Raw genomic sequence first — 19,705 nt, forward strand, 5'->3', positions numbered from 1 at the left:
GTACCGCGCCGTGCCGCCGCCGGCCGAGGCCCTGGCCGAGCTGCGCCGGGCGCTCGACGAGGACGCGGTCGACGCCGTCACGTTCACCGCGAGCTCGACGGTGCGCCACTTTGCCCGCGCCCTCGGTCGCGACGCCATGGCCGCGTTGGCGGCGCGCCCGCGTCCCGTCGTCGCGTGCATCGGCCCCGTGACCGCCGACGCGGCCCGCGACGTGGGGCTGCGAGTCGACGTCTGTCCGGCGTCCTACACGGCGCCCGCGCTGGCCGACGCGCTGGCGGAGCATTTTTGCAATCCCGGGGGGGATCATCTAAGCCGAGGGTCCGGATGAGCCGGTTTCCGGCCTATCGACCCCGGCGCCTGCGCCGCACGGAAGCCCTGCGGCGGTTGGTGCGTGAGACCCGCCTCGCCGCGGAGCAGCTGGTGCAGCCGCTCTTCGTGGTCCCCGGCCGCGGCGTCGAGAAGCCGGTGTCGACCATGCCGGGCGTCGCGCAACGCTCGGTCGACCGCGTCGCCGAGGAGTGCCGGCGGTTGGCCGACGTCGGCGTGACCGCCGTCCTCCTGTTCGGCGTGCCGGAAGCCAAGGACGCGCGCGGCTCGGGTGCCGTCGACCCCGAGGGGATCGTGCCGCGCGCGCTCGAGGCCGTCCGTCGGGCGGCGCCGGGCCTGCTGCGCATCACCGACGTCTGTCTCTGCGAGTACACCGATCACGGCCACTGCGGCGTTCTGCGCGACGACGCCGTCGACAACGACCCGACGCTCGCGATCCTCGCCGACGAGGCGCTCGCGCATGCGCGTGCCGGCGCCGACGTCGTCGCGCCCTCGGACATGATGGACGGTCGCGTCGGTGCCATCCGCGGCGCGCTCGACGCGCACGGCTTCGCCGACGTGCCGATCATGTCGTACGCCGCGAAGTTCGCGTCGGCGCTCTACGGCCCGTTTCGCGAGGCGGCCGAGTCGACGCCCGCCTTCGGCGACCGGCGCGCCTACCAGATGGACGCCGCGAACGCCGATGAGGCGCTGCGCGAGGTCGCGATGGACATCGAGGAGGGCGCCGACATCGTGATGGTGAAGCCGGCGCTGCCGTACCTCGACGTGATCCGGCGCGTGAAGGAGCGCTTCGCCTGGCCGGTCGCGGCGTATCAGGTGAGCGGCGAGTACGCCATGGTGAAGGCCGCGGCGGCGGCCGGGTGGATCGACGAGACGCGCGTCGTCGACGAGACCCTGCTCGCGATCCGCCGCGCCGGTGCCGACGTCGTCATCACCTACTGGGCCGGCGACGTGGCGCGGAGGCTCGCCGGCCGATGAGGGCACCGCGGGGCGTGGCGGCGCTGTTGGTGGCGGTGCTGCTCGTGCCGGCGCTGCCCGTGCGTGCCGACACCGAGCGCGTGCTGGGCGAACGCTTCATGCTCGAGGCGCGCGGCGGCCTGCCGCTGGTCGACGATCCCGCCGTCACCGGCTACGTGCAGCGGCTCGGCGCCCGCCTCGTCGAGACGCTCGGCGCCCAGCAGTTCGACTACCAGTTCTTCGTCGTCGCCCATCCCGCGCTGAACGCGTTCGCGGTCCCCGGCGGCTACATCTTCGTCTTCACCGGCCTGCTCGAGAAGGCGAAGAACGACGACGAGCTGGTCGGCGTGCTCGGCCACGAGATCGCGCACGTCCATGCGCATCACATCGTCCGCCAGCAGGTGGCGGGCCAGATGTGGTCGGCGGCGGCGCTGGCGGGCGTGCTGCTGTCGCTCGTGAACCCGGTCCTCGGCGCGGCCGGGATCGCCGCGGCGCAGACGGCGCAGCTCAAGTTCTCGCGCGAGTTCGAGCAGGAGGCCGACTTCCTCGGCCTGCGCATCGCCAGCGAGGGCGGCTACGACCCGAACGCCCTGGGCGGCTTCTTCAAGGCGCTCCTCGTCGAGCAGCGGCTCAACCCGACGGGGGTGCCGCCCTACATGCTGAGCCACCCGGTCACCGAGGACCGCGTCGCGCACACCGAGAGCGTGATCCGGGCGCAGAAGCTGCGCACGCCGCCGGGCCGCCCGCAGGCCAGCCCCGAGCTGGCCGAGGTGCGCGCCGTCGCCGAGGCCATCGATCAGCCGAACGAGGTGGTCGTGCCGCGCTACCAGCGCCTCGCGGCCGACCGCCCCAACGACGCGGAAGCGCAGTTTCTCCTCGGCCGGGTGCTCCAAACGGTCGGCAAGCCGGACGGCGCGCGGGTTGCGTTCGAGAAGGCCCGCGCCCTCGGCATGGGGGCCCGCCTCGATCGGCCGCTCGGCGCGGTCTACGTGTCGCTGAAGGAGCCCGAGCTCGGACGGGTCGCGCTCGAGCGGCATCTCGCCCGCTCGCCCGGCGACGGCTGGTCGCACCTCGAGCTGGGCAAGGCGTACGCCGAGCTCGGCGACCAGGAGAAGGCGATGCGCGAGTGGCAGCGCGCGATCCGCCTCTCGCCCGATCTCGACGAGGCGCATCGTCTGATCGGGCTCGCGCTCGGGCGCAAGGGCGACGAGGCCCAGGGGCTGTACCAGCTCGCCGTCGCCGCGCAGCTGCGCGGCGATCTGGAGCAGGCGTACCGCTTCTTCGAGCGTACCGAGCCGCTGCTCGACAAGGGCAGCGCGCAGCACGCGGAGGTCGAGGCGGCGCTGGACGTGCTCGAGCCGATCGTCCGCGATCGCATGCGGGCGCGTGCCGGCCGCCGCGGCCTCGGCGCGGCGCCCTGAGCGGGGAGCGGGCCGGCTTCGTGTCCGCTCCGCCGCTTCCGCACCCGAGACAGTTCCGGCGCGCGATCCTCGCCGTCGCCCTGGTGGCCAGCGCCACCTGGTGGGGCCTCGGTATGCCGTACTCGTTCTTCGCCTGGCTGCTCGACGAGGAGCAGGCGCGCTGGGTGCTGTTCTGCTACGCCTGGGAGGTTCCGTTCGTCGCCTGCTTCGTGGCGCTCGTGCCGCCGGTGCGCTGGCTCGGGAAGGTCGAGCGCGACTGGGACCGCGTGCTCGGTTCCGGCGGCAGCGGCGATCCAGACGCGGTCGCGGGTCTCGAGCGCACGGTGCTCGACTATCCGATCCGCGTCGCCGGCGTGCTGCTGGTGGGCTCGCTGGCCGGCTACCTCGCGGGCGCGATCCAGCTGCGCGTCTTCGCCGCGCTGCCGTGGACCGAGTGCGTGAAGGTGATGGCCCTCGGTCTCGTCACCGGCCTCGTCGGCGCGCTGTTCGTCTTCCTCTATCTCGAGTCGCGGCTCGAGCCGCTGCTGCGGCGCCTGGGGGCGCTGCGCCCCCAGGCGCCGCGCGCCGGTCGCACCATCCCGCTGTCGCAGAAGGTGTTCGCGGGCGGCCTCGTGCTCGTCATCACGACGACGTTGCTGCTCGGGACGATCGCCTACAGCCGCGCCGAGCGTACGCTCGAGGAGGAGGTCGGCCGCCGCGTCCTCTCCGAGACGCGCGTGCTCGCGGGCGAGCTCACCGCCGCCGGCTCGGAGCATCGGGCCGACGCGGCCTGGTGGCGCGACGCCGCCACGCGCATGCAGCTCGGCCCGCACGGGGTGGCGCTGCTGGTGCAGCGCGACGGGGCGGTGGCGGCGGGATCGCAGGCGATCGGTCGCCTCGCCGCGCTCGGCGTTCGGCCGGCGTTGCTGCATGCGATCGAGGCCGGCGGCGCGTCGTACGCCATCGACCGCGTCGAGACGCCGCGCATCGTCGCCTGGGCCACGGTCGGCGACGGGAACCTGCGCGTGGTCTCGGTCGTTCGCCGGGCCGACTTCGAGGAGGAGCTGGGACGCCTGCTCGCGCGCGGCGGGGCGGTGCTGCTCCTGAGCCTGGCGTTGGCGCTGCTGCAGGGCTTTCTGCTCTCGCGCCGGCTGACGCGGCCGGTGGCGGTGCTGACGCGACTCGCGTCCTCGATCGCGCGCCGGCCGAGCGGTCCCTGGGAGGTCGTCCCGATCCGCACCAACGACGAGGTCGGCGAGCTGGCGGTGGCGTTCAACCGCATGACGGCGCGGCTCGAGGAGGCGCGGGGCGAGCTCGAGCAGCACAGTGCCGAGCTCGAGCGCCGGGTCGCGCAGGCGACGCGCGACATCGCGACGCTCTACGACCTGGCGCGGACGACGTCGTCGACGCTCGAGATCGCCGCCGTCCTGCCGCTCGTCGCCGACAAGGTCCGGGTGACGCTGGGGCTGCGGCGTCTCTGCGTGCTCTGGTATCCGCCGGAGCTGGACGACGTCGTCGACGCGTATGTCATCGTCTCGGGCATCCCGGGCACGAGCCTGCCGCTCGACGCGCCGCCGGACCTCGCGGGGCTCTGCCCGCCGGGGCGCAAGCCGGCCGTGCTGCCGGCGCCGCCGGCCGCGACGCCGGCCGCGGTCACGGCGGAGCTCGGCGGCGGATCGACCGTCGTGCTGCCGCTGCTCTACAAGGATCAGCTCCTCGGCGTCGTGCTCGCGGCCGTCGAGCGGCCGCTCGCGGCGCGCGATCTCGAGCTGGCCGAGGCGATCGCGAGCCAGGCCGCCGCGGCGCTCGCCAACGCGAGCCTCTTCGAGACGGCGCGCCGCCACGAGACCGAGCTGCGCAAGCTGTCGCAGATGCGCGTCCAGGTGCAAGAAGAGACGCTGCGCCGCCTGTCGCGCGACCTGCACGACGGCGTCGGCCAGATCCTGACGGCGATCAAGCTCGACATCGCGCTCCTCGAGCGCAGCGACGTCGAGGACGTGACGGCGCTGCGCGCGCGCCTGCGCGGCGTGCGCGAGCAGGTGATCGAGCTCGTGCAGGAGGTGCGGACGATGTCGCAGCTCCTGCGGCCCTCGATGCTCGACGACTTCGGTCTCGTGCCGACGCTGCAGTTCCTCACCGAGCGCTTCGCATCGCGCACCGACCTGGCCGTCGAGCTGCGTACGCCGCCGCCGGAGACGCGCCTGCCGCCGGCGCTCGAGGTGCTGCTCTATCGCGTCACGCAGGAAGCGCTCACCAACGTCGCCAACCATGCGCAGGCGCGCCACGTGCTGGTGCAGCTCGACGTCGGCCCGCGCGAGGTGACGCTCGTGGTCGCCGACGACGGCGTCGGCTTCGACGTCGAGCGCTTCCGGCGCGCACCGCAGCTCGGCGGCCTCGGGCTGCTCGGCATGCGCGAGCGCGTCGCGCACTACCGGGGGCGCATCGACATCCGCTCGCGGTCGCGCGAAGGCGTTCGCATCACGCTGACGATCCCGCTCGACGCCGTGGCCGACGGCGAGGCCACCGACGCGCCCGACGGCATCGGCTTGACCGGCTCGGCGGGCGTCCGTAGACAAGCGCGGTGAGCGAGACAGGGCGCGGCGCCCGCCGCCGGCGCGGGGGCTGACCGGCGGCCGTGGGCAGCAAGGGACGTCCCTACAAGATGCTCGACGTCGACGGCTGGACCGTCCTCGTCGGGCGCGGCGACGCCGAGAACGACGTCCTGACGTTCGAGGTCGGCGAGCCGCAGGATCTCTGGCTGCACGTCGCCGACTACTCGGGCAGCCACGTCGTCGTGCGCATCCCGCCCGAGGCAGGCGAGCCGCCGGACACGGTGCTCGCGCGCGCCGCGGAGCTCGCCGCGTGGCACTCGAAGGCGCGGGACGCACGCGGGAAGGTCGCGGTGCACGTCTGCCGCGTCGCCGACGTGTCGAAGCCCAAGGGGTTCCCTGCAGGCAAGGTCATGCTGCGTCGCTGGACCGCCATCAAAGTGTACCCTCGCGGCACTCAGTCCGCCGGTTTGTGAACCACCGGGGGCGTCGGTAAGCTCCGATTCCCGATGCCCATGCAACAGCGGGGAACGACCGGCTTCGTTCCCGAAGTGCTGCGCACCACGGTCACGGTGGGCGGCGTCCTCGCCGCCGTCGATCTCTGGCAGGTGGCGGTGTGGAATCCCGGTAGCCTGCGCGGCTCCGGCGTCGCCTGGCTGATCGGGCTCTACCTCGCGACGGCCTTCGGCGGCGCGGTGGTGCTCCATGCGCTCGCCGCGCTGCTCGGGTGGCGCAACGCGGGCGGCTGGATCCGCGGCCTGCTGCTCGCCGGCGGCGGCTGTATCCTCGGCGCGGAAGCCTATCTGCGTACGCTGTCGCCGACGTCCGGGATGCGTCTGCCGGGCGTGATCGGCATCGCCGTCGCCGCGCTGGTGCTGCTGTGGCCGCTGACGCGGCTCTTCCGGCAGCCCGGTGGCGGGCTCGTCGCGCTCCTCGTCGTGCTGCTCGGCGCGGGCGGCGTGGGGGCGGCGCGCGGCTTCACCGGCGGCCCCGAGGCGCCGCAGAACGCCGCGACGCTCGCGTCCGGCTCGCGCCCGAACATCGTCCTCGTGCTCATCGACACGCTGCGGGCCGATCACCTCGGCACCTACGGGTACTCGCGGCCGACGAGCCCGAACATCGACGCCTTCGCCGCGGACGCCGTCCTCTTCGAGCAGGCCTTCTCGCAGTCGAGCTGGACGAAGCCGGCGATGGCCTCGCTGCTGACGGGCCACTACCCGAGCATGCATCAGACGAACCTCGAGCAGCAGAAGCTGCCCGAGTCCGAGACCATCGTGACGCAGCTGCTGCGCGACCAGGGCTACCGGACCGCCGTGCTCTCGGGGAACCCGTGGATCACGCCCGACTACGGCTTCGGGCGCGGCGTCGATCATTTCTACTCGATCTACGACGAGCGCTTCGCACGCGTGACGCTCTTCATGAACGCGCTCAAGCGGATCTCGAAGCAGACGGGCGGCCGCAACTGGATATACAACAAGGTGAAGCTGCTCGTGCAGGGGGAGCTGTCGACGACGGCGCGCGACGAGGTGCTGACGACGGAGGCGTCGCGCTGGCTCGACGCGAACCACGACCGGCCCTTCTACATGCACGTCCACTACATGAGCCCGCATCACCCGTACGATCCGCCGCCGCCGTACGACAAGTGGGTCCCCGACAAGTCGGCGAAGCCGGTGACCTACTACCCGAAGAAGAGCTACTTCCCGTTCGACGAGGGGCAGGCGATCCCGGAGGCGCAGCGCGAGGACATGATCGCGCGCTACGACGGCGACATCCTCTTCGTCGACACCGTCTTCCAGAAGCTGCTGGGCAAGCTGAAGTCGCTCGGCATCCTCGACGACACCATCGTCATCGTGGTCGCCGACCATGGCGAGGAGTTCTACGAGCACAAGAACTGGGGCCACGGGCAGGGGCTCTACAACGAGCTGATCCACGTCCCGCTCATCATCCGCTACCCGAAGGCCTTCCAGCCGTCGCGCATCGGGACGCCGGTGATGAGCGTCGACATCCTGCCGACGGTGCTCGAGCTGGCGAGCGCGCCGCCGAAGCCGACGGCCGCCGGCAGGAGCCTCGTGCCGCTCGCGAAGGGCGACACGGTGCCGCGCAATCCGCAGGCCTTCTCCGAGCTCATCTACCGCTTCGGCGCCACCCGCAGCGTCGTCGACGACAAGCACAAGCTGATCCACAAGCAGCAGGACCAGCGCGTGGCGAGCGAGCTGTACGATCTCTCGACGGACTATCCGGAGCAGAAGGATCTCGTGGCGCAGGACGCGACCGAGGCCGCGAAGCTGCAGTCGCAGATGACCGACACGCTCAAGTGGGCCGATGCACACAAGGCGACGGCCGCCGAAGCGAAGATCGACGACGAGATGGGCAAGCGCCTCAAGGCGCTCGGCTATCTGAACTGACCGGCGACGGTGCGGCGCGCGGGGGCGTGCCGCACGACGCGGCAGCGCCGGCGCCGTGTGGGCAACCCGCGGGGGCGGCGGGATCGCGCCCATGCGGCGGGTCGGGGACGCAACCGCCGTAGGCCCTGCCGCAGGGAGCGATCGCCGGCGGTGCCCTGGGGGCGAATCGCGACGCCAGATGCGGCGATGCGCCACGCGGCGCGTCGTTTTTCATTGCGATCTCACGAAAGTGGTGCCCAACTGGGATGGCTTCATGCGGCGTCCGCAGGCTGGCTCCTTCTTCCGCTCGTGGTGCGAATCCGTCTTCGGCTTCGGCTGGGATCTCGCCGGCTCGGAGCTGTTGCGCCCCGATGTCGGGCAGGACGGTGCCGTCGGCAGCGCCGTCCTCGCACGGCGCCGTCGCGACGACCGTGCGCTGCTCGCGCAGCGCAGCCGCCTCGGGATACTGATCGTCGTGGTCGTCGTCGGTGTGCTCGGCGTCGCCGTCGATCCGTTCGCCCATCGTCCGGTCGTGGGCATGCTGCTCGGACTGAAGGCGTTGCTCGGCCTCGGGGCGGCGTGGGCCTGGCGTCGCAGCTACACCGCCTCGTCACGCGGGCTCGTGCTCGGCACCGCCCTGTGGGTCGTCCTGGTGGCGGCCGTGACGAGCGTGTCGTCCGTGCTCGTCGACGAGCACGGGAGCAGCGCGCTCTTCTGCATCCTCATCGTCATCGCGACGGCGGGGCTGCTGCCATGGGGGGCGCGGGCGCAGCTCCTGACGGCGCCGGCCGTCCTTCGCCGAGCACCTGGTCGGGGTGGTGGTCGCCGGCGGCGAGGCGAAGGCCCCGCACGAGGCCCTGTCCGACCGCGAGTTCGAGGTGCTGCGCCTGATGGGGGCGGGGGCGACGCCGTCGCAGATCGCGAAGCGGCTCTGCCTCAGCGTGAAGACGGTCAGCACGTACCGTGCGCGTCTGCTCCTGAAGCTCGGGCTCGAGAACAACGTGCAGCTGATCCGCTACGTGCTCGACGCCGGCCTCGGCGGCTGACGCGCCACGCCGCTCACTGCGGCGCGCCGTGCGGTTCGGTGCCCTGGACGACGCGCAACGGGGCGAGCGCGCGGAGGCGGTCGGCGTCGATGGCGACGCCGAGCTCGGGAATGGCGAGCCCCGACGGCGTCCACTCCGGGAGGAAGAGGAGGGCGCCGGCCTCGGCGTTGTAGCCGAGCTGGACGAGGAGCTCGGGCTCGTAGGTGCGGCACGCCTGGGCGCAGCAGGTGAAGGTCTCGCGTACCCGGTAGAGGCCTTCGGGGGCGAGCGGATCCAGCGTGGCCGCGAACTCGGGCGACACGGTGTGGCCGGTGTCGTGCCACTGGGCGCGGTTGAGTGCCCAGGCACGCGGCAGGTAGATGCCGGGCCCCGGGTTGCCGTGATCGTGGAAGTAGACGAGACGCCCGACCGGTACGTGGCCGTCGAGCGCGGTGGTGGTGCGGTAGAGGCCGCAGGGAGGCATGGCTCCACCATGCCCGAGATGCGCCGGTCGCTGAAGCGTTCGGGGGCCTCGACGACCGGAGGACCATGGCGCCGCCCTCGCGCGACGGGTCGTCGAGGTGCGCGGGCGACCGCGTGCGGCGCCGCCGCGGCGTCCAGGTCGGCGGCTCAGGGTGTCGGGCGACAGACGACCTCGAAGAGCTCGTTCGTCTCCTCGCCGACGCCGCCGCAGACGACCGAGTAGGCCCCCCTGGCGACGTTCTCCAGCCCGCCGCCGACGACCGCGGCCTCGCCGCGCGCCACGTTGCCGTCTCCGCCGGTGACGACGGCGGCCCCACCCGGCGCGCTGTTGCCGCGGCCGCCGACGACCACCGCCTGGTCGCCGAGCACCACCGCGTCGCTGCCCGCCGTGACGGCGGCGGCGACGCCGCGTGCGCGGTTGCGGTAGCCGCCGGTCGTGGCCGCCAGCGCGCCGCTGACGACGTTCTCGAGGCCGCCGAGTGCCGCCCCGCCTTCGCCGCTGACGGTGTTTACCTGCCCACCGACGATCCCGCCCGTGCTCGGGTAGCGGTTGGCCGGCCCGACCACGACGTTGTGCGATCCGGTCTTGTCCGCGACGTTGCACACGCCGCTGGCGGCACATGGCGCGCCGGCGGTGGTGCAGGTGCCGACGACGGCGCCGTCCTCGATGCAGCGGCCCTCGTCGTAGCCGACGATCAGATTGCCGCGCCCGTTGGAGGCACCGTAGGTGCTTCCGGAGCCGTCGACGATCTGGAGGTTGGCGCCCTGGACGAGCACCGTCGTCTCGCCATTCGCGAAGCTCAGCGGCAGGGCCTTCTCGCGGGCGCGGCACGCCGCGCGCAGTCGGATGGAGGCTCCGTTGCGCACCGCGCCGGTGGGGCCGTCGACGCGCACGCAGAGCTGGACGGCGTCGGCCGCGCTGGCGCTCAGCAGGACGGAGAGCAGGCACCAGGGCAGCATCGTACGACGGGTCCGCATCCCCACCTAGGGAAGCAAGCTGGATGCCAGGGCGCGGTACGCGCGCTGGGGCATGGCGTCTGGCTCGCGTGCAGTCGCTTGCAGGTGCGCGCGCTTCGGCACCCGGGCGCCGGGCCGTTGGTCGCAGAGCATCGCCGGCTAGCGCCCGCAGGCCCGCCGCGCGAGGTACACGCCGGTGGTGCCGTCGCGATCGTCTTCCCACGCGACCAGGCAGCGCCGCTGCTTCCCGCGCCCCGCGAGCGCCAACGACGGGCGGCTCTGATGGCTCGGCCCCGTGCCCGTGTCGTCGACACGCTCCGACGCGCCCCAGGTCGTGCCCCCGTCGGTGCTGCGCGCGAAGAAGACGTCGGCATTGCCGAGGCGATCGTCCTGCCAGGCTGCGAAGACCGTGCCCTTCGCCAGCGCCAGCGACGGCAGCCACTGGCTCGTCGGCGTGTCGCGGTTCGGGTCGAAGTCCACGCGCGAGTCGTCGATCTGGACGTTGGCGGCGAAGGTGGCACCGGCGTCGGTGCTCACCGCGGCGAACAGGTTCGGGTCGGCCTCGCGCGCACGGACGTCCGTCCACCCCACGACGACGCGGCCCTGGCCGTCGGCGACGACGGACGGCGTGTCGTGGATGCGCTCGTAGGCCGGGAAGTCGTCGAGGCGCACGTTGGCGCCGAAGGTGGCGCCGGCGTCGTCGCTGCGCGCCAGGTAGACGTCCCAGTTGTTGCTGCGGAAGTCGACCCAGGCGATCCACACCTGCCGCCCGGCGGCGGCGATGGTGGGCGCCCACTTGTTGTCCTGGTGGGTCGAGAGCGGGACCGGGGCACCCTGATCGACGCGCACCGCCGGTGCGAAGCGGTCGTTCGCGACGGCGCGCGCGACATAGACGTGCTCGAACGCCTCGCCCTCGGGCCCGGGGTCGCGCTCGTCGATCCAGGTGACGACGGGCGTCGTGCCGGCGAAGGCGATTGCCGGCAGCCACTTGCCGGCGGTGTCGTCGTCGTCGACCCGCACCGCGGCGCCTTTGGCGCGGCCGCGGGCGTCGAGCCAGCGCAGCATGATGCGGCCGCGGTCGTCGCTGCGTCCGTCGGCGAACTCCTGCCACACGACGGCGACCCGCTTGCCCCGCACCGCGATGGCCGGAAACGTCTCGTGGACGCTGCCGCGGGCGTTGCCGCTGACGCGGATCGGTGCGCCGAAGCGGGCGCCGCCGTGCTTGCCGACGGCGAGGAAGACGTTGGGCAGCTCGCCCGCGGATGCCTCGTGCCACACGACGAAGACGCGCTTGCCGCGCGTCGCCACGCGCGGCGCGCGGCGGGCCGGCCCGCCCGCGGACGTCACACGAACGCTCGCCGAGAAGTGCGGCGGCGTCTCGCGGGTGGCGTCGACGGCGCCGGTGCCGTCGCCGTCGGGCAGGGTCACGTCGTGCCAGACCACGGCTTCGCGGTAGCCGTTCTCGCAGGCTCCGGGGACGCGCGGGCCGGGGCAGGGTATGCCCGAGCCGGGGAGCAGGTGGGCTCCCTGTGCGGCCAGCTGCGCGCGGCGCTGCGCCAGCGTCAGGCTGGGGTCGCCGAGCCCGGGATCGGGCACGATCCACGGCGCGATCGCGCGGAACCCGGTGTCGGGATTCTGGCCGATCCAGGCGTTCTCGGCCCCGAGCGGGCCGGGCAGCGTCTTGGTGCGCCGGCCGAGGATCGCCGACTGGCCGTCGAAGGTGATGTCGAGCAGGTTGCCGGTGAGGCTGGCGTTCACGTTCGCCGCCCAGCCGGGATTGCGCTGGAGGTTCGCGAAGCCGCCCTCCTTGAAGACGTCGGGCGACCACTCGGCGGTGTCGTAGGCCCACGAGCTGAAGGCCTCGGGCTGGAGGATCAGGTTGGCACCCTTGGCGGCGAAGCGCGCGTTGACGTCGGGCATCCATGCGTCCTTCGAGATCACGATCGCGAGCCGGCCGACCGGGGTATCGAGCACCTCCAGGTCGCGGACGGGGCCGGCGCCGAGGGCGAGGCCGAGCGGCTCGCCGGGCGGCGGTTGCTCGATCGGCGTCAGATAGGCCTTGTCCGTCGAGCCACGGATGACGCCGCCGGTCTCCGCGGGCGCGCGCAGGGTGCCGCCGTGGCCGTCGGGCACGAGGATCGCGCCGTCGGGCGCGAACACGTACGTGGAGTTCACCGGCCGCGCCGACGTCGCCTCGTAGGCGTACGTCCGCTCCGGCTCGTCCGGATCGCGCAGGAGGTCGACGAGCGCAGGATCGGCCGCCGCATCGATGCGGCGGGCGGGGGCCAGATCGGCGCAGGCGGCGATGTGGACGCCGTGCGCGACCGCGAGCTCGCGGAAGGTCTCCGTGAAGGCGCGGTGGAGCGTATCGGTCAGGGCGAGGACGAGGTAGCGCACCGGCGGCTGGCCCGGGTACTTCGCCTGGTAGTGCGCCACCTGGGCGCCGTAGGGCTCGAACAGGCTCGCGATCGCGAGCGGCGCCGAGGCCTGGAGCCGCGCGCCGGCGCCGCGGCTGCCGATGAAGGCGGCGATCAGCCCGACGCTCTCGGGGAACACGACGAGCGCGTGCTCGGGCGCGAGCGGATCGACGGCCCGAAGGTGGCTGGCGACGTCGTCGACGCCCGCCTGCACGAGGCTCGCCCGCTGCGGATGCGCGGCGTCCATGAGCGCCGCCATCTTGTCGCGGAACGACTGGTAGGTGAGCGCGTCGTCGAGCCGCTGCGCGTTGCCGACGGCGAAGATGCGCACGCTCGCCGCGTGCGCGGGGACGAGCGAGACGGCGAAGAGCAGGGCGACGAGCCACGACCGGCGCATCGCGCGACCCTAGCGTCGCCGTCGCGCCAGCGGCAAGACCGGCCGGTCGCGCCGGCAGTGCCTCAGTGCAGCGGGTGGTACGGGCCCTGGAGGACGCCGAGCACCGTCAGACCGTCCTCGTCGTCGACGTAGTAGAGGATGTAGTAGTCGTCGATCGCGAGGTAGTGGCAGCCGCCGACGCCCTGGAGCTCCGACGACCCCGGCGGATGCGGATCGTCGGCGAGCTGGATGATCGCCTCGCCGATTGCCCGGAGCGGCGTCTGCGGGACGAGCTCGAGCTCACGGTAGGCGCTGTACGTGATGTTGAGCTTCCCCGTCATACAGTCGGGAGAGCTATCGGCACCGCACGCGACGGGCTTGAGTGTGGGAAGCCCGGTCACGCACCTGCCTTACAGGCATGCCTTGCGCGCCGCTGCGGCAGCCTCGCCTTGCGTTTCTGGAGGTGCGTCAGTACCTTGACGCGCGTTGCGGGATGACGCGGGTGGAGCGGACGCGGGTGCTCGAAAGGGGTGCGCATCGATGCCTGCCAGTGCTTCCGAAGTCCTCGTCGCCAGGCGATATCTCGAGCGAGGGTTCCTCGACGCCGCCATGCGGCTCTTCGTCCGCAACGCGGCAGCGGTCGATCCTGGCGATTGGTCACGTCTGGCGGATCGTTTGATGGAGCGTCACCGGGTCCAGGACGTCGTCCGGGTCTGCGAGCTGGGCGGAGTACCCCTGCCGCGCGAGCGGATGCTGTCGATGGCCGACGGCTGTCTGCGTCGCAAGGACGTCGACGGCGCGATCCGCCTCTATGAGCTCGGCGAGGCCGATCGCGAGCGCTGGGCCCACCTGGTCGACGTCCTGACCGGTCTGCCCGAGCGCACGCGCCAGGCCATCCATGTGGCCGACCGCCACCTACGTCCCGACGATCCGAACGGCCTGGACGCCTCCGCGCGTCTGACGGTGGCCCGGTAGCCCTGGCCCGGCCCTCGGATTGGCTGCGGCCCGCGGTGCGTGCCGCGGTGCCGTACGTTCCAGGCGAGCAACCGGCGCCGGGGCGCCGCGTCGTCAAGCTCAACACCAACGAGAACCCGTATCCGCCGTCGCCGCGCGTGCTCGCGGCGATCGCGGCCGCGGCCGACGCCGACGTGCGGCTCTACCCCGATCCCACGGCGCAGGCGCTTCGCGCCGCGGCGTCTCGGGTGTACGGCGTGCCGGCCGATCACATCCTCGCCGGCAACGGCTCGGACGAGCTCCTCGCGCTGCTCCTGCGCGCCACCGTCGACGCCGGCGATCGCGTGGCGTTCCCGGTGCCGACCTACAGCCTCTACGAGACGCTGGTGGCGGTGCAGGGCGGAGTGGTCGTCCCCGTGCCGTGGCCGGCGGACTGGCGCATTCCCGGCGCGCTCGCCGCCACGGGTGCGCGGGTCACGTTCCTGTGCAATCCCAACGCACCGTCCGGCACGCTCGTCGGACCCGAGGCGATCGCCGAGCTCGCCGCGATGCTGCCGGGCATCCTCGTCGTCGACGAAGCCTACGGCGACTTCGCCGACACCAACGCGCTCGGCCTCGTCGGGCGCCATGCGAACGTCCTCGTGCTGCGCACGTTCTCGAAGTCGTTCTCGCTCGCCGGCATGCGGGTCGGGCTCGCGTTCGGGCATCCGGAGCTGCTCGCGGGGCTGCACACGGTGAAGGACTCGTACAACCTGAACCGCGTGAGCCAGGCGGCGGCGACGGCGGCGCTCGAGGACGTCGCGCACATGCAGGCGAACGTCGCGCGCATCCGGGCGACACGTGCCCGGCTCACCGAGGCTCTGGTCGCGCGCGGGTTCGCGGTGCCGCCGTCGTCGGCCAACTTCGTCCTCGCGCGACGCCCCGGGGTCGACCAGGGGCCGGTCCTGCGCCGGCTCGCCGAGCAGGGCATCCTCGTGCGTCACTTCGCGGTGCCGGGGCTCGCCGATGCGCTGCGCATCACCGTCGGCACCGACGAGGAGACCGACGCCTTTCTCGCCGCGCTCGCCGCGGGTTGACGCGCCCCGGGGGGCGGCGCTAGCAGCGCGAGAGGTGGCCGAGCCGAGCCCGAGCGTCCGCGAGGACATGCCGTGGGGCGCGTGTCCGCTGCCCACGGATCCGCCGCCTCCCGAGCTGGCGCGCGAGGTACGCCGGCACCTCGGGACGGTGCCGATCTGGGCGGGCGTCCTCGCACCGGCGCCGTGGGTCGTGCGCTGCAACATCGGGCTCCTGGGTGCGCCTCTCGCCCACCTGCCGTCGCGTCTCTGGGAGCTGGCGACGCTCGTCGTGAGCCAGGACAACTCGTGTCGCTACTGCTTCGGGACCCAGCGCACGCTGCTGCGCATCCTCGGCTATCGCGAGGCCGAGATCGATCGGCTGGCGCACGACCTCGATCGTGCCGACGTCTCGCCGATCGAGCGGGCGGCGCTGGGCTTCGCCCGCCGGGTGTCACGGGCACAGCCCCGGCCGGGCGCCGCCGACCGCACGGCGCTCGTCGACGGCGGCTTCCCGGCCGCGGCCGTGCCCGAGCTCGTCTTCGCCGCCGGCGCCGTGGTCTACGCGAATCGCCTCTCCACTCTCGTCGCGATGCCGCCGGAGAGCTTCGAGCTCGCGGCCGAGCATCCGCTCGGCCGGCTCCTCATGCCGCTGGTCTCGCGGCTCGTTCGGCGACGCTTCGCGCATCCGCGCGGCCGGCCCATGCCCGCGCCCGCGGCGACGGGCGGCGTCGGCGACGCGGTGGTCGCGGCCCTCGGCGAGGTGCCGGCTGCGGCCGCGCTGCGCGAGGCGATCGACGCCGCGTTCGCCTCGTCGATCCTCCCGCGCCGAACGAAGCTCCTCTGCTGGGGCGTCGTGGCGCGCGCGCTCGGCTGCCCGGCGAACGAGCGGGAGGCCGTGGACGCGCTCTGGCGCGAGGGCGTGGCGCCCGTCGAGGTCGCAGGCGTGCTCGCACACCTCGGCGGCCCCGGCGTCGACGCCCGCGAGGCGCAGCTGCTCGCGCTGGCGCGCGAGTCGGTGCACTACCAGGTGCCCGTGATCCAGGAGCGGCTGCGGGCGGCGGCGACGACGCTCGGCGCGGACGAGACCGTCGAGCTGGTCGGCTTCCTCGCGCTCGCGAACGGCGCCGTGCGCATCGGCGCCATGCTCGACGCGTGCTGACCGCGCTGCTCGGCGCCGTCGCGGCGGCGCTCGCCGTGGTCGCGCTCCGGGCGCGTCGACGGGCTACGGCGCTGGCGGAGCGGCTGGCGACCGCGTCGCGCGAGCTGGAGAGGCTGCAGCAGAGCTTCACGCGCTTCGCGCCCGCGGAGGTGGTCGAGGACATCATCGCCCGCGGCGTGTCGACGATGCCCGTCACCAAGGAGGTGACGGTGCTCTTCGCCGACCTGCGCGGCTTCACCGCGCTCGCCGAGACCATGCCCCCGAGCGATCTCGTGCGGATGCTGAACGGCTGGTTCGCGGCGATGGCCGACGCCGTCGCCGCCCACCGCGGTCACCTGGCGAAGTTCCTCGGCGACGGCTTCCTCGCGCTGTTCGGAGCGCTGGAGGCGAACCCCTGGCAGACCGACGACGCCGTGCGCGCCGCGCTGGCGATGCGTGCCGCGGTGCGCGGCTACAACGCGCGCCTGCGCGACCAGGGGCTCCCGCCGCTCGCGATCGCCGTGGGCATCCACCGCGGCCCGGTCGTCGCCGGGCTGCTCGGCACCGATCTGCTCGTCGAGTACGGCGTGATCGGCGCTACGGTGAACCTGGCGTCCCGGGTCGAGCGGCTCACGCGCGAGCACGGGACGGACGTGCTCGTGACATCGGCGGTGCGCGACGTGCTCGATCCGCGCGTCCGCCTGCGCGCGCTCCCGCCGGCGATGGTCCCCGGGGTGGCAGAGCCGGTCTCGACGTTCGCCGTCGAGGCCGGCGTCGCGGCGCCGGCGGAGTAGCGGGGCACGGATCGGCTCGCGCGGGCGCTCGCGGTCAGCCGCCGGTACCGATCCGGACGTCGTCGACCGCGACCGTGCTCCGGATCGCCTGGATGCCGAGCTGTCCGGTCGCGGCCTTCGCCGTCTCGCCGGTGAGGAGGCTCGCGCCGTCGACCGTCACCGCGACGGTCTTCCCGCTCGTGCTGATCGTGACCGTCGTGACCCCGGCGAGGGGTCTGCGGGCGGAGCCGATCGTTCGGCGCCGCCGGCCGCTGCGCTCGCGCAGCTTCCAGCGTCCGCTCTTCTTGATGACGAGCTCGCGGTAGTGCGACGCGTCCGCGACGCCGGTGAGCAGGCGAACCTGTCGGCCGGCGAGCAGCTCGAGCGTGACGCTGAACGTGCCGTCGGCCTGCGGCGGGACCGGCGCGAGGACACGGATCTGCGGCCGGCCGGTGAGGATCAGGCGTCCGTCGGTCACCGTCGCCGATCCCTTGCCGCGCCGGACCCAGTCGCTCGCGTCGCCGTCGCCGAAGTCGTCCTCGAAATCGCACGAGTCGCTGGAGCACGTCGTGAACGTGAAGACCGGGCTGGTGCTGGGGGCTTCGCATGCCGGGCTCTGCGCGACCACCCGCCAGTGGTACCTCGTGCCGCGCTCGAGCCTTCCGGGGGCGAAGGACGTGCCGGTGAGCCCCGAGGCGACGCGCGTCGTCGCCGTGCCGGCGGAATCGAAGTAGATGTCGTACGAGCTCGCGCCGCTCGCGGCGTACCAGGTGAGGACGGGACCAGCGGGCGTGATGCGCGTGTCGCCGTTCGTGGGCGAGGCCGCGATCGCGGTACCCAAGGTGGCACACGTGACCGTCACCGTCGCCGCGGCGAGGGTCGAGGTCCGCTCCTTCAGCTCGTACGTCGTCGTGATGGCGGGGCTCACGTTGGCGATGCCGAATGGGGTGGCCACGGCTCCCACGCCCTCGCCGATGGAACGGTTCTCGGTGGACGTCATCGCCCAGGCGAGCGTGCTCGGCTGGCCCGACGAGATGGTCGTCGGGGCCGCGCGGAACGCGGTGAAGCTGGTGCCGCCGCTGGTGCTGCCCGACGCCTTTCCGGGGACGGCGTCGAAGGCCGTCGGCGTCCTCGCGTCGGGGTGGCAATTGCGGCCGTAGACCACGTCACTCGTCGTGAATCGGTTGTCGTCGTAGGTGATGCGGCTCGCGGAGGCGGGATTGCAGCTCGCCTCGAAGATCTCCGACGCGCCGACGTCCTGATGGAAGTAGGAGTTGCGCACCCAGCCGGCGGATTGCGCCGTCGTGGGGCCGGCCTGGTCGGTCACGCCGATCGCACTGCCGCCGGCGGTGTGGTCCGCGAGGTTGCCGAGGAAGCGGGCACGGTCCAGCTCGAGGTACGAGCCCGCGGCGAGCATCACCCCGCCGCCGATCCCGGCGGCGTGGTTGCCCGCGAACACGCTGTCCGTGATGCGCATCGACGCGCTGCCGACGCCGAGCATGCCCGCGCCCCAGGACGTCTGCGTCCGGTTCGCGAGGACGAGGGTCTCCTCGACGACCGCGTCGGCACGATCGAGGAGCACGCCGCCGCCGTAGTCGAGCGCCGTGTTGTCCGCGACGATCGACCTGCGCATCGTCAGCGCGGCGCGATTCGTCGTCATGCCGCCGAAGTCGCCCTGCACCAGCATCCCGCCTGCCCACGTCGCCAGGTTGCCGCGGATCACGCTGCGCGTGAGCGTGACGCTGGCGCCGAGGTGCCAGTGGAGCTCGGGCACGATGACGGAGATCGCGAACACGCCTCCGCCCCAGCCGCCCGCCCCGAGGGGGAGGTTCATCTCGGCGACGTTGTCGGCGATCACCGAGTCGACGATGTCGTAGGTCGCCAGGTAGGTGCTGAGGCCGCCGCCGGAGTTCGCGTGGTTGCCGCGGACGACGACGCGATCGAGCGTGACCCGCGCGTCGCGCTCGATGTGCAGACCGCCGCCTTGGCCCTCGTTCGCCGGGGGAGCGGGAGACACGACGTTGCCCGTGAGCAGGGTGTCCCGGAAGATGGGCTCGGTGGTGCTGCCCGCCATCCCGACGACCGCGGCGCCGCCGCCGGCGAAGTGGCCGTGGTTGTCGCTGATCGTACAGCCGACGAACGTCGGGGACGAGTTGTCCATGTAGACGCCGCCGCCCCAACCCCACGAGGGCTCTGTGACGCCCGCTGCGTTCCCGGAGATGGTGCAGCGCGAGAAGAGCGTCGTCGACGGCGCCGTCACGTCGCCGTGCAGGAGGATGGCGCCGCCGAGCCGGCCCGCGGTGTTGGCGGTGAACTCGCAGTCTTCGAAGACGCCGCCCGCGCTGAGGGCGTAGATGGCGCCCCCGTCGCCGCCGGCATGGTTCCCGGTGAACCGGCAGCGTCGGAAGACGGCCTGGGAATGGGCGATGAACAGCCCGCCGCCGTTCCCGTGGAGTCCGGTACCCCCGGTGAACGTCAGCCCTTCGACCACGAAGTCGGCACCGCAGCCCGTGACGCGAAGGGCGGCGTCGCCCTTGCCGGTGGCATCGACGACGACCCGACTCGGGTCGTCGAGGTTGCCACGCAGCGTGAGCGCGCGATCGCAGTTGTCGATGCCGAGCGCCTCGGCGTAGTGGCCGTCCGCCAGCTGGATCACCGAGCCGTCGAGAGCGCCGGCCAGGGCGGCCTGGACGGTGGGATAGTCGCCGGGCACCGCTACCGTGGCCGCTCGGGCGTGGCTCGAGAGCAGCACCACGCCGAGGAGCAGTCGCGCGAAGGGCATCACCAAGGCGATGGAGCAAGGTCGATGCCAGGCGGTGGGGCAAGTGCTTTCGGGTCGATGGCCGCTGCGGAGTGTGGAAACGACCATGATGACGTCGGTGTGCGGCGCCCGTGCGTCGCGCGTCTGAA

17 protein-coding genes are annotated in these 19,705 nt (G+C 73.0%); 11 read left to right on the top strand and 6 right to left on the bottom strand.

Annotation, left to right across the window (positions count from 1 at the left end; translation table 11 throughout):
* From KIT14_23725 to KIT14_23750, 6 genes are all read left to right on the top strand, one after another.
* Positions 1 to 328, top strand: a 328-nt coding sequence (locus tag KIT14_23725; protein ID MCW5893536.1) for a uroporphyrinogen-III synthase, incomplete at its 5' end; no start/stop codon positions are given.
* The gene (hemB, locus tag KIT14_23730; GenBank protein MCW5893537.1) at positions 325 to 1,305 is read left to right on the top strand and encodes a porphobilinogen synthase; all 981 of its coding nucleotides are present in this window, start codon (positions 325 to 327) and stop codon (positions 1,303 to 1,305) included. The genes KIT14_23725 and hemB, both read left to right, overlap by 4 nt.
* Positions 1,302 to 2,705 (top strand): M48 family metalloprotease, encoded by a 1,404-nt coding sequence (locus tag KIT14_23735; protein MCW5893538.1) that lies wholly within the window; start codon positions 1,302 to 1,304, stop codon positions 2,703 to 2,705. The genes hemB and KIT14_23735 overlap by 4 nt, the downstream gene beginning before the upstream one ends.
* A gap of 20 nt (positions 2,706 to 2,725) precedes the next feature.
* Positions 2,726 to 5,269 (top strand): HAMP domain-containing protein, encoded by a 2,544-nt coding sequence (locus KIT14_23740; protein ID MCW5893539.1) that lies wholly within the window; start codon positions 2,726 to 2,728, stop codon positions 5,267 to 5,269.
* Between the two features lie 50 nt (positions 5,270 to 5,319).
* Positions 5,320 to 5,709: a DUF814 domain-containing protein gene (locus tag KIT14_23745; GenBank protein ID MCW5893540.1), complete on the top strand. Its 390-nt coding sequence runs from the start codon at positions 5,320 to 5,322 to the stop codon at positions 5,707 to 5,709.
* 33 nt (positions 5,710 to 5,742) lie between these two features.
* Positions 5,743 to 7,638: a sulfatase-like hydrolase/transferase gene (locus tag KIT14_23750; GenBank protein MCW5893541.1), complete on the top strand. Its 1,896-nt coding sequence runs from the start codon at positions 5,743 to 5,745 to the stop codon at positions 7,636 to 7,638.
* Here KIT14_23750 and KIT14_23755 read toward each other — a convergent pair.
* Positions 7,613 to 8,140 (bottom strand): hypothetical protein, encoded by a 528-nt coding sequence (locus KIT14_23755; GenBank protein MCW5893542.1) that lies wholly within the window; start codon positions 8,138 to 8,140, stop codon positions 7,613 to 7,615. The genes KIT14_23750 and KIT14_23755 overlap by 26 nt on opposite strands.
* 367 nt (positions 8,141 to 8,507) lie before the next feature.
* Between KIT14_23755 and KIT14_23760 the strand changes: the two genes are divergently transcribed.
* Positions 8,508 to 8,663 (top strand): response regulator transcription factor, encoded by a 156-nt coding sequence (locus tag KIT14_23760; protein MCW5893543.1) that lies wholly within the window; start codon positions 8,508 to 8,510, stop codon positions 8,661 to 8,663.
* Positions 8,664 to 8,676: 13 nt separating this feature from the next.
* Here KIT14_23760 and KIT14_23765 read toward each other — a convergent pair whose 3' ends face one another.
* The 4 genes from KIT14_23765 to KIT14_23780 all read right to left on the bottom strand — a co-directional run bounded on the left by KIT14_23765 (position 8,677) and on the right by KIT14_23780 (position 13,216).
* On the bottom strand, positions 8,677 to 9,126 hold the full coding sequence (locus KIT14_23765) for a hypothetical protein (GenBank protein ID MCW5893544.1): 450 nt from the start codon (positions 9,124 to 9,126) through the stop codon (positions 8,677 to 8,679).
* A 146-nt stretch (positions 9,127 to 9,272) separates the two neighbouring features.
* Positions 9,273 to 10,085 carry a hypothetical protein gene (locus KIT14_23770; GenBank protein MCW5893545.1) on the bottom strand — a complete coding sequence of 271 codons (813 nt, stop codon included), beginning with the start codon at positions 10,083 to 10,085 and terminating at the stop codon, positions 9,273 to 9,275.
* Positions 10,086 to 10,241: 156 nt separating this feature from the next.
* Complete coding sequence (locus KIT14_23775; GenBank protein MCW5893546.1) at positions 10,242 to 12,896, bottom strand: hypothetical protein; 2,655 nt, start codon at positions 12,894 to 12,896, stop codon at positions 10,242 to 10,244.
* A gap of 62 nt (positions 12,897 to 12,958) precedes the next feature.
* A complete protein-coding gene (locus KIT14_23780) occupies positions 12,959 to 13,216 on the bottom strand; it encodes a type II toxin-antitoxin system RelE/ParE family toxin (protein ID MCW5893547.1) in 258 nt (85 codons plus the stop codon).
* 268 nt (positions 13,217 to 13,484) lie between these two features.
* On the opposite strand from KIT14_23780, the gene KIT14_23785 reads away from it, so the two are divergent.
* The 4 genes from KIT14_23785 to KIT14_23800 are packed head-to-tail and all read left to right on the top strand — an operon-like array spanning position 13,485 to position 16,816.
* Complete coding sequence (locus KIT14_23785) at positions 13,485 to 13,850, top strand: hypothetical protein (protein MCW5893548.1); 366 nt, start codon at positions 13,485 to 13,487, stop codon at positions 13,848 to 13,850.
* Positions 13,851 to 13,873: 23 nt separating this feature from the next.
* The gene (gene hisC / locus KIT14_23790; protein ID MCW5893549.1) at positions 13,874 to 14,905 is read left to right on the top strand and encodes a histidinol-phosphate transaminase; all 1,032 of its coding nucleotides are present in this window, start codon (positions 13,874 to 13,876) and stop codon (positions 14,903 to 14,905) included.
* A gap of 34 nt (positions 14,906 to 14,939) precedes the next feature.
* Positions 14,940 to 16,043 carry a carboxymuconolactone decarboxylase family protein gene (locus KIT14_23795; protein MCW5893550.1) on the top strand — a complete coding sequence of 368 codons (1,104 nt, stop codon included), beginning with the start codon at positions 14,940 to 14,942 and terminating at the stop codon, positions 16,041 to 16,043.
* The gene (locus KIT14_23800) at positions 16,037 to 16,816 is read left to right on the top strand and encodes an adenylate/guanylate cyclase domain-containing protein (GenBank protein ID MCW5893551.1); all 780 of its coding nucleotides are present in this window, start codon (positions 16,037 to 16,039) and stop codon (positions 16,814 to 16,816) included. The genes KIT14_23795 and KIT14_23800 overlap by 7 nt, the downstream gene beginning before the upstream one ends.
* A gap of 34 nt (positions 16,817 to 16,850) precedes the next feature.
* Here the strand turns inward: KIT14_23800 and KIT14_23805 are convergent, their stop codons facing one another.
* Positions 16,851 to 19,583, bottom strand: coding sequence for a right-handed parallel beta-helix repeat-containing protein (locus tag KIT14_23805; protein ID MCW5893552.1), 2,733 nt, complete (start codon positions 19,581 to 19,583; stop codon positions 16,851 to 16,853).
* Between the last annotated feature and the right edge of the window lie 122 nt (positions 19,584 to 19,705).

Source organism: bacterium, assembly GCA_026129405.1.
In the GTDB taxonomy this organism is placed as follows: domain Bacteria; phylum Desulfobacterota; class Binatia; order DP-6; family DP-6; genus JAHCID01.